Raw genomic sequence first — 15,647 nt, forward strand, 5'->3', positions numbered from 1 at the left:
CCCCTACAGGCGCTCCACAATGGTCGCCGTGGAGAGCGCCCCGCCGGCGCACATCGTCACCAGCGCGGTCGCCGCGTCGCGCCGTTCGAGTTCGTGCAGGGCTGTTGTCAGCAGCCTCGCCCCGGTGCTGCCCACCGGATGCCCGAGCGCGATCGCGCCGCCGTTGACGTTCACCCGCTCCGGGTCCGGCTCGTGCACCCGCTGCCACGACAGCACGACCGACGCGAACGCCTCGTTCACCTCGAACAGGTCGACGTCCCCCACTTTCATCCCGGCCCGCGACAACACCCGCGACGTCGCCTGCACCGGCCCGTCGAGGTGGTAGTACGGCTCGGCCCCGACCAGGGCCTGCGCACGGATCCGCGCCCGCGCCCGCAACCCCAGCGCCGCCGCCCGCTCCGAATCCATGATCAGCACCGCGGCGGCACCGTCCGAAATCTGCGACGACGTCCCCGCCGTGTGCACCCCGCCGTCCACCACCGGCTTCAACCGGGCCAGACCCTCCGACGTCGTCTCGCGCAGGCCCTGGTCCCGCGCCACCAGCCGCGTCTCACCGGTCGGCTCGCCCGCCTCGTCGAGCACCGGCGCCTTCACCGGCACCACCTCGCGCTCGAACCGGCCCTGCGCCCACGCCGTGGCCGCCTTCGCCTGCGACGACAACCCGAAGCGGTCCACGTCCTCCCGCGTGAGCCCCCGCCGCACGGCGATCCGCTCCGCCGCGCCGTACTGGTCGGGCATGTCGATCGACCACGACGCGGGCTTCGGGGCGCCCGCGTCCACCCCGCGGTTCGCGCCGAGCGGGATGCGGCTCATGGCCTCCACCCCGCACGCGACGCCCACGTCGATGGCGCCCGCGGCGATCAACCCGGCCACCAGGTGCGCCGCCTGCTGGGCCGATCCGCACTGCGCGTCGATCGTCGTCGCGCCCGTCGTCTCGGGCAGGCCGGCGTGGAGCCACGCCGTTCGGGTCACGTTGCCGGACTGCTCACCCGCCTGCGTCACGCACCCACCGATAACCTGTTCCACGACCCCGGCGTCCACGCCGGCCCGCTCGACGAGCGCGCGCTGCGCGGCGCCCAGCAGCTCCGCCGCGTGCAGCCCGCTCAACCAGCCACGCCGCTTCCCGATCGGGGTCCGCACGGCCTCCACGATGACGGGTTCACCCACGGCAGCTCTCCTTCGCTCGGCTCGCCCTCAAAGTAGAACCGGTTTCAGTATTGGGCAAGTGTGACCCAGGTCAACCGCCATTCGGTGACTCTCTGGTCCGTCCGCGCTCACCAGCGGTTTCAAGATCGAGACAGCGAGAGTAAACGGGTTTCACTGAATCTCTCGACTTAGTTAACACCGTATGCTTCAATCGGCTCTAGAACGTGTTCCACGACGACGTGAGGCACCTCGGGAGGTAGCCGTGGCCACGCCCCTGATCCCCGCCGGCTTTGATTTCACCGACCCCGACCTGATCGCGAAGCGCCTCCCGCTGGAGGAGTTCGCGCAGCTGCGCAAGACCGCGCCGGTCTGGTGGAACGCCCAGCCGCACAACCACGCGGGTTTCCGCGACGACGGGTACTGGGTCGTCACCCGGCACGAGGACGTCAAGACCGTGTCGAAGGACAGCGAGCTGTTCTCGTCGCAGGAGAAGCTGGCGATCATCCGCTTCGACGAGAACATGACCGACGAGGGGCTCGACGCGAACCGCCTCGTCCTGCTCAACATGGACGCCCCGCAGCACACCAAACTGCGCCGGATCGTCTCGAAGGGCTTCACCCCCCGCTCGATCGCGCGTCTCGAGGACACGCTGCGCGACCGCGCGGCCCGCATCGTGCACGAGGCGAAGAAGAAGGGCTCCGGCGACTTCGTCGAGGACGTCGCGTGCGAGCTGCCCCTGCAGGCCATCGCGGAGCTGATCGGCATCCCGCAGGAGGACCGCCGCAAGATCTTCGACTGGTCCAACCAGATGATCGGCTACGACGACCCGGAGTACGACGTCGAACCGGTCGCCGCCTCCGCCGAGCTCGTCGGCTACGCCTGGAACATGGCCGAGGACCGCCGCAAGTGCCCGATGGACGACATCGTCACCAAGCTCGTCCAGGCCGATGTGGACGGTGAGTCGCTCAGCTCGGAGGAGTTCGGGTTCTTCGTCATCCTGCTGTCCGTGGCGGGCAACGAGACCACCCGCAACGCCATCACCCACGGCATGAAGGCCATGCTCGACCACCCCGGGCAGTGGGAGCTCTACCGCGAGCAGCGCCCGAAGACCGCGCCGGACGAGATCGTCCGCTGGGCCACGCCGGTGATCGCCTTCCAGCGCACCGCCACCCGCGACACCGAGCTGGGTGGCCAGCACATCCGCAAGGGCGACCGGGTCGGCATGTTCTACAGCTCGGCCAACTTCGACCCCGAGGTGTTCGACGAGCCGGAGCGCTTCGACGTGCTGCGCGACCCGAACCCGCACGTCGGTTTCGGTGGCACCGGGTCGCACTACTGCATCGGCGCGAACCTGGCCCGCCTCGAGATCGACCTGATCTTCAACGCGATCGCCGACGAGATGCCGGGCATCCGCGAGGTCGCCCCGCCGGAGCGGCTGCGTTCGGGCTGGCTCAACGGCATCAAGCACTACCGCGTCGCCTACGCGTGACCGCTCGCCGAAGCCTGGCGTTCCGGACCGGCGGCCGGCGGTGAACCCGCGCTACCGGGACGGTGGCTGCCCCGGCGGGGGCCCCGCACACGCGAACGACCGCCGAAGCACCTCCCGCGCGCCGGGAGGTGCTTCGGCTCGGGGTCACCAGGGCAGGGGCCGGCCGTCGCGGAAGAAGCCACCGGTCGGTCCACCGTCGGGCAGGGTGGCCGCCCACACGATTCCGGCCGCGCCCTCGGCGACCGGCCGGCCGCCGGGCCCGCCCATGTCGGTGGCGACCCAGCCGGGGCAGACCGCGTTCACGAGGATGCCCTCCGCGCGCAGCTCGGCGGCGAACATCCGGGTGAGCGCGTTCAGCGCGACCTTCGACGCCGTGTAGGCGGGCGTTCCGCCGCCCATGCCGGCCAGGGACGCCGCTTCGCTGGACACGTTCACGATCCGCGCGTGGTCGCTGCGCCGCAGCAGCGGCAGCAGCGCCTGGGTGAGACGCCACGGGCCGTAGAGGTTCGTCTCGGCCGCTTCCCGGACCACCGCCAGATCCGCGGTCACGGCCCGCTGCCAGGTGTCGTAGCTGATGGCGGCATTGTTGACCAGCACGTCCAGCCGGCCGAACCGTTCGGCGACCGCTTCGGCGGCGCGGTGCACGCTGTCCTCGGACGTCACGTCCAGCGGCCACGGAATGACCTCGCCGCCGGTGGCGGCGTCCGTGGCCGCGGCCAGGGACCGCGCGGTGAGCACGACGGTGTGGCCGGCCGCGGCCAGCTGACGGCACACTTCCCGCCCGATGCCCCGGTTGCCGCCGGTGACCAGTGCGATCGTCCCCTCCTGCCGCATGGGGTGATCCTCGCTGCGGGCAGGGGGGATGTCCAGCGGTTACGGCTTCTCCGCGCCGACGACCCACATCGCGAAGTACTGCGATCCGCCGCCGTAGGCGTGGCCGAGGGCACGGCGCGCGCCGTCGACCTGGTAGTCGCCCGCCCGGCCCATCACCTGCTTGGCCGCCTCGGAGAACCGCAGCATCCCGGACGCCCCGATCGGGTTGGACGAGAGCACCCCGCCCGACGGGTTGACCGGCAGCCGCCCGCCCAGCGCGGTCTCCCCGGCCTCGGTCAGCTTCCAGCCCTCGCCCTCCGGCATGAACCCGAGGTTCTCCAGCCACATCGGCTCGAACCACGAGAACGGCACGTAGATCTCGGCGGTGTCTATTTCGGACAGCGGGTCCGCGATGCCCGCGTCGCGCCACAGCGCGGCCGCCGCGTCGCGCCCGGCCTGGGGGTTGACCTGGTCGCGGCCGGCGAACGTGGTCGGCTCGGTGCGCATCGCGGTCGAGTGGATCCACGCCACGCCGCCCCCGGCCGCGTCCCCGGCGGCCTCGTCACCGATCACCATCGCGCACGCGCCGTCGGACGACGGGCACGTCTCGTCGTAGCGGATGGGGTCCCACAGCACCTGCGACGCGCGCACCTTCTCCACGGTGATGTCGGACTGGCGCAGGTGCGCGTACGGGTTCAGCGCCCCGTTCCGCCGGTCCTTCGCCGCGACGATCGCCCCGACGTGTTCGGGTGCACCCGACCGCCGGATGTAGGACCGCACGTGCGGGGCGAAGTACCCGCCCGCTCCCGCCCCGACGGGCATGGTGAACGGCGGCGCGATCGACAGCGCCCACATCGCGTTCGACTCGGACTGCTTCTCGAACGCCACGGTCAGCACCCGGCGGTGGACACCCGACTGCACCAGGCTCGCCGCCACCAGTGCGGTCGAGCCGCCCACCGAGCCGGCGGTGTGCACGCGCAGCAGCGGTTTCCCGGTCGCGCCCAGCGCGTCGGCCAGGAAGAGCTCGGGCATCATCACGCCCTCGAACAGGTCCGGCGCCTTGCCGATCACCACCGCGTCGATGTCCGGCCACCCGACCCGGGCGTCGGCCATCGCGCGGTCGACCGCTTCGCGGATCAGGCCGGGCATGGACACGTCGGTCCGCTTGGCGCGGTGGTGGGTCTGCCCGGTGCCGAGCACCGCGGCCAGCTGCTTCGCCATTCATGCCTCCAGGACCGCGACGAGGTTCTGCTGCAGGGCCGGGCCGCTCGTCGCGTGCGCGAGCACCTTCGAGGCCTGGCCGGTGAGGATGCGGGTGGCGGCCTCGCCGATGCGCGCCAATCCGGCGGCGAACATCGGGTTGCCGGTCAGCACACCGCCGGAGGGGTTGATGCGCACGTCGTCGCCGAGGCCCAGCGCGGTCCGCAGGATCAGCTCCTGGTGCGTGAACGGCGCGTGCAGCTCGGCGATCTCCACGTCGCCGGTGCCGACGGCGCGTCCCGCGGCCTCCGTGGAGGGGGAGCGGGTCAGGTCGCGCGCGCCGAGCACGGGCGTGTCGACGCGGTGCTCGATCCCGGTGATGACCGCGGGCCGCTCCGCGAACTCGCCGGCCCGTTCGGCGGCGGTGAGGATGATCACCGCGGCGCCGTCGGTGACCGGCGCGATGTCGTGCGCCCGCAACGGATCCGCGACGTAGGGCGCGTCGAGCAGATCGGCGATCTCGCTGGTGCCGGACAGCTGCGCGAGCGGGTTGCGGGTGGCGTCGGCGCGGCTGCGCGCGGCGACCTCGGCGAGGTCCTTCTCGCTCCACAGCCCGGCGTCCAGCCCGAGCCGGGCCTGCAGTCCGGCGATGCTCACCGAGTCCGGCCACAGGGGAGCGACGGTGTACGGATCGAGCTGCAGCGCCAGCACCCGGCGCAGGTGCCCGGCCGAGGACTTGCCGAACCCGTACACCAGCGCGGTGTCCACCTCGCCGGTGCGGATCTTCAGCCAGGCCTCGTACAGCGCCCACGCCGCGTCCATCTCGACGTGCGACTCGTGGATCGGCGGGAACGCGCCGATGGCGTCCACCGCCGAGATGAACGAGAACGCCCGGCCCGCCAGGTAGTCCGACGAACCGGAGCACCAGAACCCGATGTCGGACTTGGACAGCCCGGTCTGCTGGTAGACCTGGGCGAAGATGGGCACGAGCATCTCCACGCCGTTCGTGGTGCCCGGCGTCTCGCGCACGTTCGGGGCCTGGGCGAACCCGACCACCGCGACGTCTCGCATGGCAGTTCCCCTCTACAGGTGGTGGGCGAAGGACTCGTAGGGCGCGTCCGGCTCGCCGGTCGGCTCGAAGTGGCTGATGTTCTCCAGGCTCGTCCACCACTCGTCGCGCGGCTTCCACGCCGCGCGCACGCGCATGCCCATCCGGACCTCGGCGGCCTCGCACCCGAGGACCAGGTGCAGGAACGCGATGTCGGCGCCGTCGAGCAGGATGTAGGCCGCGACGTAGGGCGGTTTGATGCGCTGCCCGAGGAACGGCACGTTGACGATGCAGAACGTCGTGACGATGCCGGTGTCCGGCAGCTCCACCTCGTCCACAGTGGGCACACCGTCGGTCGGGCACGAGCCGCGCGGCGGGATGTAGACCTTCCCGCAGGCCGGACAGCGCTGGCCGATGAGTTTGCCTTCGGCGAGCCCGCGCAGGTAGCGGCTTTCCTCGGGTGATGCCGAGTGCTGGTAGTGCAGCTCGATCGGCGTGACCATCACGCCGTCCTTTTCGGACCTAGGCGGCGGTGCGGGGGAGGGCCCGTCCCCGGCGCCGACGGGGAGGAAGTAGGCGATGTCGCGGATGTGACCGGCGGTCTCGTCCGCCCAGCGCACCCGCACCCGCATGCCGGTGCTCATCGCCGACGGCCCGGGCACGTGCACGGCGTGCAGCATCGCGGTGTCGGCGCCGTCGAGCCGGATCAGGGCCCAGGCGAACGGCGTGGTCAGCGGCTGGCCGTCGAGGGGCTCGGGGATCCACGACCAGGACAGGACGGTGCCCTCGTCGGAGACCGGGACGAACTCGGTGAGCGGCGCGGCGTCGACCGGGTCGTACTCGACCGGCGGCACGTGCACGCGGCCGTCCGAGCCGCGCACACCCTCGATGCGGCGCTCGCGCAACCCGGCCGCGAACCGGCCGAGCACGGGCCCGAGGGAGCGGGTGTAGTCGAAGGCGAGGTCGAGCGGTGCGGACAGCGGTGTACTCACGAATCGAAGTGAAACACGTTCTCGATCTCGCGGCAAGACGCTCAGCCGGGAGGTTGCGCGCTTGGTGGAACAAGTTCTAGATTCGGGGTCATGACCATCGCACTGGAGACGATCGGCCTGTGGAACATCGCGGCCGGGCAGCCGGACCGGACGGCGATCGTGAACCCCGACGGCAGCGAGGTCGGCTACGGCGCCCTCGCCGGCAAGGCCAACGCCTACGCGCGCGGTCTGCGCGAGCTCGGCCTGGAGACCGGCGACGTCGTGGTGGTGCTGCAGCCCAACAGCGACGAGCTGCTGGCGGCCTACTTCGCCGCGCTGCAGACCGGCCTGTACGTGGTGATGGTCAACTGGCACCTGGTCGGGCCCGAGGTCGCCTACATCCTGTCCGACTCGGGGGCCAAGGCGTTCCTCGCGCACGAGCGGTTCGCCGAGGTCGCGGTGGCCGCGGCGGACGAGGCCGGGGTGCCGGCGCCGGCCCGGTTCGCGGTGGGGCGCATCGACGGGTTCCGCGACGTGTCCGAGCTGGGTGCCGGGGGGAGTGGCCGTCCCGAGGTGCGGACCGCGGGGTCGCCGATGCTCTACACGTCCGGCACGACCGGACGGCCCAAGGGCGTGCGGCGGCCGCTGACGGGGGCTGACCCGGACAGCGTGCCGGCCGCGTCGACGTGGTTCTTCGGGATCTTCGGGCTGAAGCCGTTCGACGACCACGTGCACCTGTGCGGTTCGCCGCTCTACCACACCGCGGTGCTGAACTTCGCGTCCATCTCGATCCAGCTGGGGCACACGGTCGTGCTGATGGACCGGTGGGACCCGGAGGAGATGCTGCGGCTGATCGAGCGGTACCGGGTCACGCACAGCCACATGGTGCCCACGCAGTTCCGGCGGTTGCTGGCGCTGCCGGAGGAGGTGCGCTCGCGCTACGACCTGTCGTCGCTGCGGAACATGATCCACGGCGCCGCGCCGTGCCCGCCGGAGGTCAAGCGGCGGATGCTCGAGTGGTGGGGCCCGGTGGTGACCGACTACTACGCGGCGACCGAGGGCGGCGGCACGATGATCACCGGCGAGGAGTGGCTGCGCAAGCCCGGTTCGGTGGGCCTGCCGTGGCCGGGTTCGGTGGTCAAGATCCTCGACGACGACGGCAACGAGCTGCCGCCCGGCCAGCCGGGGGCGGTGTACATGCAGATGGGCTCGTCGACGTTCGAGTACCACAAGGACGCCGAGAAGACGCGCAAGGCGCGGGTCGGGAACCTCTTCACCCTGGGCGACGTGGGGTACCTGGACGAGGACGGCTACCTGTTCCTGCACGACCGCAAGAACGACATGATCATTTCCGGCGGGGTGAACATCTACCCGGCGGAGATCGAGAACGAGATGGTGATGCACCCGAAGGTCGCCGACGTGGCGGTGTTCGGCATCCCGCACGAGGACTGGGGCGAGGAGATCAAGGCGGTGGTGCAGCCCGCGCCCGGGGTCACGTCCGGACCGGAGCTGGCCGGGGAGCTGCTGGAGTGGACGCGCGGGCGGCTGGCCAAGTTCAAACTGCCGCGCAGCATCGATTTCGTGGACGAGCTGCCGCGGGATCCCAACGGCAAGCTGTACAAGCGGAAGCTGCGCGATCCCTATTGGACGGACCGGAAGATCTGAGGATTCACGGTGCGGGCGCACGGTCCGCACAGGGCACGGCGAGCGGGTCGCCGCACGCTTGACCCATGACCGCCCCTGCGCGGCGCGGGCTGTTCGCGCAAACTCGTCCGATTCGCCGTGGTGGGCCTGGCCAACACGGGTGTGTGCCCCGGTTCTGCTGCGCTTCGCTGGGCCGCGGCTCGTCCGGGCCCAGTTCGTCCCACCGGCGGTGTCAGCGACCTTCGAACCGCGGCTTGCGCTTCTCGGTGAACGCCTTCGGGCCTTCCTTGGCGTCGGCCGACTGGAAGACCTTCAGCCCGTACTGGGCCTCCAGCTTGAAGGCCTCCTCCTCGTGCATCCCTTCGGTGTCGCGGATCGTGCGCAGGATCGCCCGGACCGCGAGCGGACCGTTCGCCGCGATCATGTCCGCCAGTTCCAGCGCGCGGTCCAGCGCCGTGCCGTCCGGCACGACGCTCCCGATCAGGCCGATCTCCTTGGCCTCGGCCGCCGACAGGTGCCGCCCGGTCAGCAGGATCTCCGCGGCCATCGTGTACGGGATCTGCCGCGGCAGGCGCACCGCCGAACCGCCCATCGGGAACAGCCCCCACCGCGCTTCCGACACCCCGAACCGCGCGCTCTCCCCGGCCACCCGGATGTCCGTGGCCTGCAGGATCTCCGTGCCACCGGCGATCGCGGCGCCCTCGACCGCGGCGATGAGCGGCTTCGTCAGGCGGCGGCCCTTCAGCAGTCCCTCGATGCGGCCCGGGTCGAACGTGCCCTTCTCGTAGGAGTCCGCGGGCGAATTGCGGCTCATCGACTTCAGGTCGGCCCCGGCGCAGAACGCCCCGCCCGCCCCGGTGAGGACGCAGCACCGGATGTCCGGATCGCTGTCCACCCGGTCCCAGGCTTCGACCAGGATCGCCATCATCTCACCTGTGATCGCGTTGCGGACCTCCGGCCGGTTCATCGTCACCACGAGCGTGTGCGCGCGTTGTTCAACCAGGGCGTGCGGCTGTGTCATAGGTTCCTCCCGGTCCGGCGCAGTGCGGCGCCATTGCCCAAAACGATAACATGTTCTACTTTGACTGAGTGGCATACAACATCGCGGATCTGCTCGAGCACGCCGTCGACGCCGTGCCGGATCGCCCCGCGGTCATCTGCGGGCAGCGGCGCCTGACCTACGCCCAGCTGGAGGATCGGGCCAACCGGCTGGCGCACCACCTCGCCGCGCAGGGGGTCGGTCCCGGCTCCCACATCGGCGTCTATTCCCGCAACTCCGTCGAGACGATCGAGGCGATGTTCGCCGCGTACAAGCTGCGCGCCGTCGCGGTCAACGTGAACTACCGCTACGTCGAAGGAGAGCTGCGCTACCTGTTCGACAACGCCGACCTCGTCGCGCTCGTGCACGAGCGCAAGTACGCCGACAAGGTCGCCGCGGTGCTCCCGGAGACCCCGAAACTGAAACACGTACTAGTCGTCGAAGACGGGAGTGACGCCGACTTCTCCGGGTACGGCGGCGTCGGGTACGAACCGGCGCTGGCGGCCCAGCGGGCCGACCGCGACTTCGGCGAGCGCAGCCCCGACGACGTCTACATCGTCTACACCGGAGGCACCACGGGCTACCCGAAGGGCGTCATGTGGCGCCACGAAGACGTGTGGCGCGCGCTCGGCGGCGGCATCGACTTCGTCACCGGCGAGTACGTTCCGGACGAGTGGACGATGGCCGAGCAGGGCAAACAGGGCGCGATGGTCCGGCTGCCGGCCGCGCCGCTGATCCACGGCGCCGCCCAGTGGGCCGCGTTCGGCGCGATGTTCAGCGGCGGCACCGTGGTGTTCGTGCCGCAGTTCGACCCGCACGAGGTCTGGCGCGAGGTCGAGCGGCACAAGGTGCAGGTCCTCACCATCGTCGGCGACGCGATGGCGCGCCCGCTGCTCGACGCCTACCACCAGGGCGGGTACGACGCCTCCTCGCTGGTGGCGGTGTCCAGCCACGCCGCGCTGTTCTCGCAGTCGGTCAAGCAGGAGTACCTGCGCACGTTCCCGAACCTGGTCCTCACCGACGCGATCGGTTCGTCGGAGAGCGGCTTCACCGGCATCGGCATGGTCGCCAAGGACGCCGACCACTCGGCGGGCCCGCGGGTGAACTTCGGCAAGGACGCCATCCTCATCGACGACGACAACCGCGTGGTGGCGCGCGCGCCCGGCGCGACCGGCCGGATCGCGCGACGCGGGCACGTGCCGCTGGGCTACTACAAGGACCCGGCCAAGTCGGAGACGATCTTCGTCGAGGTCGACGGCAAGCGCTACGTCGTGCCCGGCGACTGGGCCCGCTACGAGGAGGACGGCACGGTCACCCTCCTCGGCCGCGGCTCGCAGTGCGTCAACACCGGCGGCGAGAAGGTGTTCCCGGAAGAGGTGGAAAGCGCGCTGAAGTCGCACCCGGACGTGTTCGACGCGATCGTCGTCGGCGTCCCGGACGAGCGGCTCGGCCAGCGGGTCGGCGCGATCATCCAGCCGCGCACCGGCGTCACGCCCGACCTCGGCGCGATCGAGGCGCACGTGCGGACCCAGGTCGCCGGCTACAAGGTGCCGCGCAGCGTGTGGCTGGTCGACGAGATCGGCCGTCTGCCCACCGGCAAACCCGACTACCCGTGGGCCGCGCGGCACGCCGCCGGGAACCCGCCCACCGAAACGCAGAAGGCCTGAGGAGATCCTTGATGCGCACCGCGCTGTGCGAGACGTTCGGCATCCAGTACCCGATCATCGGGTTCACCCCCTCGGAGCACGTGGCCGCTGCCATCAGCAAGGCCGGCGGGCTCGGTGTGCTCGGGTGCGTCCGGTTCAACGACGCCGGCGAACTCGACCGGGTGCTGGACTGGATGGACGCGAACACCGACGGCAAGCCCTACGGCGTCGACATCGTGATGCCCGCGAAGGTCCCCACCGAAGGCGCCGCGGTCGACCTGTCGAAGCTGATCCCCGCCGAGCACGTCGCGTTCGTCGAGCGGACCCTGCGCGAACTGGGTGTCCCGGAGCTGCCGGAGGACACCGAGGAACGCGCCGGTGTGCTCGGCTGGCTGCACTCGGTGGCCCGCTCGCACGTCGAGGTGGCGCTCAAGCACCCGATCAAACTGATCGCCAACGCGCTCGGCTCGCCGCCCGTGGACGTGATCGGCCAGGCGCACGAGCACGGGGTGCCGGTCGCGGCGCTCGCGGGCAAGGCCGAGCACGCGGTGCGGCACGTCGACAACGGTGTGGACTTCGTGGTGGCGCAGGGGCACGAGGCCGGCGGGCACACCGGCGAGATCGCGTCGATGGTGCTGCTGCCGGAGATCGTCGACGCGGTGGGGGACCGGGCGCCGGTGCTCGCGGCGGGCGGGATCGGCTCGGGCAGGCAGGTCGCGGCGGCGCTCGCGCTCGGGGCGCAGGGCGCGTGGACGGGCTCGATGTGGCTGGCGACCGAGGAGTACCTGCAGACGATGCCCGAGTCGACCGCGATGCAGCAGGCGCTGGTCAGCGCGTCGTCGTCGGACACCGTGCGGACGCGCATCTACACCGGCAAGCCCGCGCGGCTGCTCAAGACGCGGTGGACGGAAGCGTGGACGGCCCCCGACGCGCCCGAGCCGCTGCCGATGCCGCTGCAGAACCTGCTCGTGAGCTCCGCACACAACCGCATCCACGCCGCCAACGACCCGACGGTGGTCTCCATGCCGGCCGGGCAGATCATCGGACGGATCGACCGGGTGCGCCCGGTGGCCGAGATCATGGCCGACCTGGTCAGCGGCTACGAGGAAACCCTCGCGAGGCTCGACAAGACACGCTGAGCCCGGTCGGCGCCGCCCCGGTCAGCGCCGGGGGCGCCGGCGCCGGTGGTGGCGAAGCAGGCCACTGCCCCGATGGCTCGCCCGATGCACCTGCTGGACACCGAGGCCGGCAGGTTGCAGGCGAGCACGCCACACTCGGCGAGACCCGGCAGCCGCGAGCGTCGGCGGCTGTCGCGCTGTCCGCCCGCCGCCGCACCAGTTGGAGCAGGCGACCCCCTCCGGCGAGCACGACGCATCCGCTGATCACCGATGCCGGCGGCAGGCTGAAGGCGAGCACCACGCACCCGGCGAGGCCGACCACCGGCACCACCCGCCGCCCCAGCGTCCACGCGCTCGCGTTCGCGATGGCGTAGTAGGTCAGCACCGCGAATGACGAGAACCCGATCGCGCCGCGCAGGTCCGTCACCAGCACCAGCGCGGCGACCACGACGCCGACCGCCACTTCCGCCCGGTGCGGCACCGCGAACCGCGGGTGCACCGCGGCCAGCGCAGCGGGCAGGTGACCGTCGCGGGCCCTGGCGAGCGTCGTGCGGGGCACGCCGAGCACCAGGGCCGGCAGCGACCCCAGCGCGGCCAGCGCGGCGCCCGCCCGGAGCACCGGGGTCAACGCCGGCCACGACGTGCCCGCCCGCGCGGCCGCGATCGGGTCCGAAGTGGACGCCAGGCGCGCCGGACCCAGTTGCCGCAGCAGGAAAACGGCCACCGCCGCGTACACGACGAGCGTGATGCCGAGGGCGATCGGGAACCTCCGCACCGGGTCGCGAACCTCTTCGCCCAGCGTGGCGACCCGCGCGTACCCCGCGAAGGCGAAGAACAGCAACCCGGCCGACTGCAGGATCCCGCCCGCGCCCGCCCCGAACGTCAGCCGCTCCGCCGGCCACCGCCATCGCGAGCACCGACCCGGCGAGGACGACCAGCGTGATCGTCACGATGACCGTGGTGACCGTGACCGACCGCTGCACCCCGCGGTAGTTCAGCGCGGTCAACACCAGCACGGCCGCCGCCGCGATCAGCGACTGCCAGAGCCGGGCGCGGTGTACGACGCGACGGTCAGTGCCGTCGCCGCGCAGCTCGCAGCCTTCCCGACCACGAACCCCCACCCGGCGAGGTAACCCCAGAACGGCCCGAGCCGCTCGTGCCCGTACACGTACGTGCCGCCGGACGACGGGTAGCGGGCGCCACCCGCGCCGACGAGGTCGCGTTGCAGTAGGCCACGACGGCCGCGACCGCCAGCCCGATCAGCAACCCGGCGCCCGCCGCGCGGGTCGCGGGCGCGAAGGCCGCGAACACCCCAGCCCCGATCATCGACCCGAGGCCGATCACCACCGCGTCCCCGGTGCCCAGCCGCCGCGTCAACTCCGCCACGTCGGCATCCTGCCCGGCTCAGATGACCGCGAGCGCGACCACGACGAGAACGTAGGTGAGCGCGAAGATGACCGGTATCCACTGCTCGATGTGTGAGAGCGGGACGTACCGGCGCCAGTCCTTGCCCTCGCCGAGCGCGGTCCACTCCGCGCGCGAGTAGGCGTAGGCCGGCAGCCGCTCCTCGAGCGCGCCGATCACCGCGTACTTCGCCGAGTTGAGCTGCCGGTAGGACCGCACGATGACCAGCCACGCGACGCACTCGCCGAGCAGGATCACCAGCCCGACCACGAGCACCCACACCGGGGCGCCGGTGAGCTTCGAACCTCCCGCCAGACCGACGAAGGCCGCGCCGACCGCGGTGTTGACCGTCAGGAAGAAGGTGTTGGTGAGGTTGCGCCGGGCGCTGACCCGGTCGGCCATCTCCACGCAGATCTTGTACTGCTCCAGCACCGCCGTCTGGTACTTCTCGCCCTCGGGCGCGTAGTCCCGCGGGCGCACGGCCTCGTTCCACAGCTTCGCGCTGAGTTCGGTCATGCCCCGATCATGGTCACTGGTGCCGCGCCGCGTCCAGGCGGGCCCGGGTCCGGTCCAGCCGCGACGCGATCGGTTCCCGCCCCGCGTCGTGCAGCCGCTCCACCAGCCGCATCAACGGCGGGCACTCCCGCACGGTCGAGCCGTCGAGGGTCCCGCCGTCGAGCCGGTGCGGGAAATCCGCCAGCACCGGGTGATCGGCGGTCAGCGGTTCGCCCCCAGGCCGGGGCAGGTAGATCTGGGCGAACGGGTCGGTGTCGGCCTTCTCCAGCAGGATGAGCGTGTCCCCGGTGCGGCCGCGGGCCACCAGCTCGCCGAGTTCCCGGCGCAGGGACGGCGTCAGCTCCTCGGCCCACACGATGACCTGGTCCGCCACCGCGATCAGGCGGCGCACGGTCTCGAACCACGACGCGCCGGGCAGGTACAGCCGGTTCGGGGCGACGAACGTGCCCGGCCAGTTGTTGACCTCCAGCTCGCCCGCGGTCGTGCTCGCGACCTGCACCAGCGGCACCCCGCCGGCCAGCTCGGTCAGCACGCGCTCGGACTTGCGGTGGGTGAAGATCTGGACGTGGTCGCCGCCCTCCTCGTCACGCACGAGGGGAGAATCGGACACCCCCGACCGTTCGGTGAGTTCGAAGTTGCGCAGCAGCAGGACGAACGGCTGCCCTGAGCACACCCAGCTGCGCACCGTGCCCGCGGAGCGGACGTGCGCCTGCCGGGCCAGTCCGACGATGGTGTCCATCCCGCTGTCCGGATGCCAGTGGCGCTGCCGCTCCAGGTAGCGGAGCTGGAACTCCGGTTCGCCGATGCGCAACCGGTCGAGCAGGTCCGGAGCGTGCCGGGAGACGGCCAGGTACCGCTCCAGCTCGGTGCCCGGCTCCGGACGCACGCCGGCGAAACGGGCCGCGACCTCGGCGAACGACTCCCGCGCCGCCGGCTCGTCGCCGTCCTGGAGGGCCGCGAAGCCCGCGTTCGTCAGCGCCTGGGCGACCCGCCCGCGCAGTTCCGGGTCCGTGCTCGCGGCCCAGCGCGACGCGACCTCCTGCCACAGCCGCCGCACCTCGGGCACCTTGTTCTCAGGCGGCGCGACGGCCTCGCCACGCAGGTAGGCGACGTGGACGTGCACCAGGCACAACGCCCGGTCGACCTCGACGTGGTTGACCGGGGCGGCCGCGTCGAGAACCGCGCGCAGCGTGTGCCGGGCTCGCTCGTTGTCCTGCCGGTCCCGCACGCCCAGTGCGGTGCAGTCCTCGGTGAGCGTGCGGAGCATGCGGCACACCACGCCGGGATCCGGGTGGCGGACGAAATGCTCACCCAGCCACCGCAGGATCACGAACGCCTCGGCCGTCATCCCTCGCTCGGCCAGGCCGATGGCGACCTCGAACAGGAACAGGGCGTGCCCGTCGGCGTCCACGACGCGGGTGAACTCCTCGCCGAAGAGCCAGTCGTGGAAGCGCCGGTCACCTTCCGCCCCCGGCGCGCCCGAGCGGAACTCCCGCCACCGCTCCAGCGCGGACTCGGTCACCCCGGCCCGGTCGAACCCGGTCCCCGCCCAGTGATCCCCCATAGCTGATCACTATCCCACGCGGTGCAACCCCGCGGCAGGTCTTTTCCGT

The 15,647-nt window shown here is 71.6% G+C and carries 12 protein-coding genes and 1 pseudogene; 4 read left to right on the forward strand and 9 right to left on the reverse strand.

The genetic code is table 11. The features are described from left to right. Positions 1 to 3: 3 nt before the first annotated feature. Positions 4 to 1,167 carry a steroid 3-ketoacyl-CoA thiolase gene (locus FB470_RS20815; RefSeq protein WP_306993956.1) on the reverse strand — a complete coding sequence of 388 codons (1,164 nt, stop codon included), beginning with the start codon at positions 1,165 to 1,167 and terminating at the stop codon, positions 4 to 6. Positions 1,168 to 1,408: 241 nt separating this feature from the next. Between FB470_RS20815 and FB470_RS20820 the strand changes: the two genes are divergently transcribed. Continuing rightward, a complete protein-coding gene (locus tag FB470_RS20820) occupies positions 1,409 to 2,635 on the forward strand; it encodes a cytochrome P450 (RefSeq protein ID WP_306993958.1) in 1,227 nt (408 codons plus the stop codon). 144 nt (positions 2,636 to 2,779) lie between these two features. On the opposite strand, the gene FB470_RS20825 is transcribed toward FB470_RS20820, so the two are convergent. From FB470_RS20825 to FB470_RS20840, 4 genes are read right to left on the reverse strand one after another with little or no spacing between them, the layout of a single operon-like run. Then, positions 2,780 to 3,469 (reverse strand): SDR family oxidoreductase, encoded by a 690-nt coding sequence (locus FB470_RS20825; protein WP_306993960.1) that lies wholly within the window; start codon positions 3,467 to 3,469, stop codon positions 2,780 to 2,782. A 39-nt stretch (positions 3,470 to 3,508) separates the two neighbouring features. Beyond that, positions 3,509 to 4,669 carry a thiolase domain-containing protein gene (locus FB470_RS20830; protein ID WP_306993961.1) on the reverse strand — a complete coding sequence of 387 codons (1,161 nt, stop codon included), beginning with the start codon at positions 4,667 to 4,669 and terminating at the stop codon, positions 3,509 to 3,511. Beyond that, a complete protein-coding gene (locus FB470_RS20835; protein ID WP_306993963.1) occupies positions 4,670 to 5,719 on the reverse strand; it encodes a thiolase domain-containing protein in 1,050 nt (349 codons plus the stop codon). 12 nt (positions 5,720 to 5,731) lie between these two features. Continuing rightward, the gene (locus FB470_RS20840; RefSeq protein WP_306993966.1) at positions 5,732 to 6,688 is read right to left on the reverse strand and encodes a Zn-ribbon domain-containing OB-fold protein; all 957 of its coding nucleotides are present in this window, start codon (positions 6,686 to 6,688) and stop codon (positions 5,732 to 5,734) included. Between the two features lie 90 nt (positions 6,689 to 6,778). Here FB470_RS20840 and FB470_RS20845 point away from each other — a divergent pair, with 90 nt between their 5' ends. Beyond that, positions 6,779 to 8,332 (forward strand): acyl-CoA synthetase, encoded by a 1,554-nt coding sequence (locus FB470_RS20845; protein WP_306993968.1) that lies wholly within the window; start codon positions 6,779 to 6,781, stop codon positions 8,330 to 8,332. A 211-nt stretch (positions 8,333 to 8,543) separates the two neighbouring features. Here FB470_RS20845 and FB470_RS20850 read toward each other — a convergent pair whose 3' ends face one another. Further along, a complete protein-coding gene (locus tag FB470_RS20850; RefSeq protein WP_306993970.1) occupies positions 8,544 to 9,332 on the reverse strand; it encodes a crotonase/enoyl-CoA hydratase family protein in 789 nt (262 codons plus the stop codon). A 68-nt stretch (positions 9,333 to 9,400) separates the two neighbouring features. Here FB470_RS20850 and FB470_RS20855 point away from each other — a divergent pair, with 68 nt between their 5' ends. Then, positions 9,401 to 11,017: an acyl-CoA synthetase gene (locus FB470_RS20855; protein WP_306993972.1), complete on the forward strand. Its 1,617-nt coding sequence runs from the start codon at positions 9,401 to 9,403 to the stop codon at positions 11,015 to 11,017. Positions 11,018 to 11,028: 11 nt separating this feature from the next. Continuing rightward, a complete protein-coding gene (locus FB470_RS20860; protein WP_306993973.1) occupies positions 11,029 to 12,135 on the forward strand; it encodes an NAD(P)H-dependent flavin oxidoreductase in 1,107 nt (368 codons plus the stop codon). Between the two features lie 184 nt (positions 12,136 to 12,319). Here FB470_RS20860 and FB470_RS20865 read toward each other — a convergent pair. From FB470_RS20865 to FB470_RS20875, 3 genes and pseudogenes are all read right to left on the reverse strand, one after another. Continuing rightward, positions 12,320 to 13,440: pseudogene (locus FB470_RS20865) on the reverse strand (APC family permease); the annotation flags it as partial. A gap of 78 nt (positions 13,441 to 13,518) precedes the next feature. Continuing rightward, positions 13,519 to 14,034, reverse strand: coding sequence for a RipA family octameric membrane protein (locus tag FB470_RS20870; protein WP_306993974.1), 516 nt, complete (start codon positions 14,032 to 14,034; stop codon positions 13,519 to 13,521). 13 nt (positions 14,035 to 14,047) lie between these two features. Further along, entirely contained in the window at positions 14,048 to 15,598 is a 1,551-nt protein-coding gene (locus FB470_RS20875) for a hypothetical protein (RefSeq protein WP_306993976.1), read from the reverse strand. Positions 15,599 to 15,647 lie beyond the last annotated feature (49 nt).

The organism is Amycolatopsis thermophila, from assembly GCF_030814215.1.
In the GTDB taxonomy this organism is placed as follows: domain Bacteria; phylum Actinomycetota; class Actinomycetes; order Mycobacteriales; family Pseudonocardiaceae; genus Amycolatopsis_E; species Amycolatopsis_E thermophila.

Coding starts and splice junctions, on each gene's coding strand:
- FB470_RS20845 (WP_306993968.1), top strand. CDS start 6,779: ATGACCATCGCACTGGAGACGATCGGCCTGTGGAACATCGCGGCCGGG.
- FB470_RS20875 (WP_306993976.1), bottom strand. CDS start 15,598: ATGGGGGATCACTGGGCGGGGACCGGGTTCGACCGGGCCGGGGTGACC.
- FB470_RS20830 (WP_306993961.1), bottom strand. CDS start 4,669: ATGGCGAAGCAGCTGGCCGCGGTGCTCGGCACCGGGCAGACCCACCAC.
- FB470_RS20825 (WP_306993960.1), bottom strand. CDS start 3,469: ATGCGGCAGGAGGGGACGATCGCACTGGTCACCGGCGGCAACCGGGGC.
- FB470_RS20835 (WP_306993963.1), bottom strand. CDS start 5,719: ATGCGAGACGTCGCGGTGGTCGGGTTCGCCCAGGCCCCGAACGTGCGC.
- FB470_RS20860 (WP_306993973.1), top strand. CDS start 11,029: ATGCGCACCGCGCTGTGCGAGACGTTCGGCATCCAGTACCCGATCATC.
- FB470_RS20850 (WP_306993970.1), bottom strand. CDS start 9,332: ATGACACAGCCGCACGCCCTGGTTGAACAACGCGCGCACACGCTCGTG.
- FB470_RS20870 (WP_306993974.1), bottom strand. CDS start 14,034: ATGACCGAACTCAGCGCGAAGCTGTGGAACGAGGCCGTGCGCCCGCGG.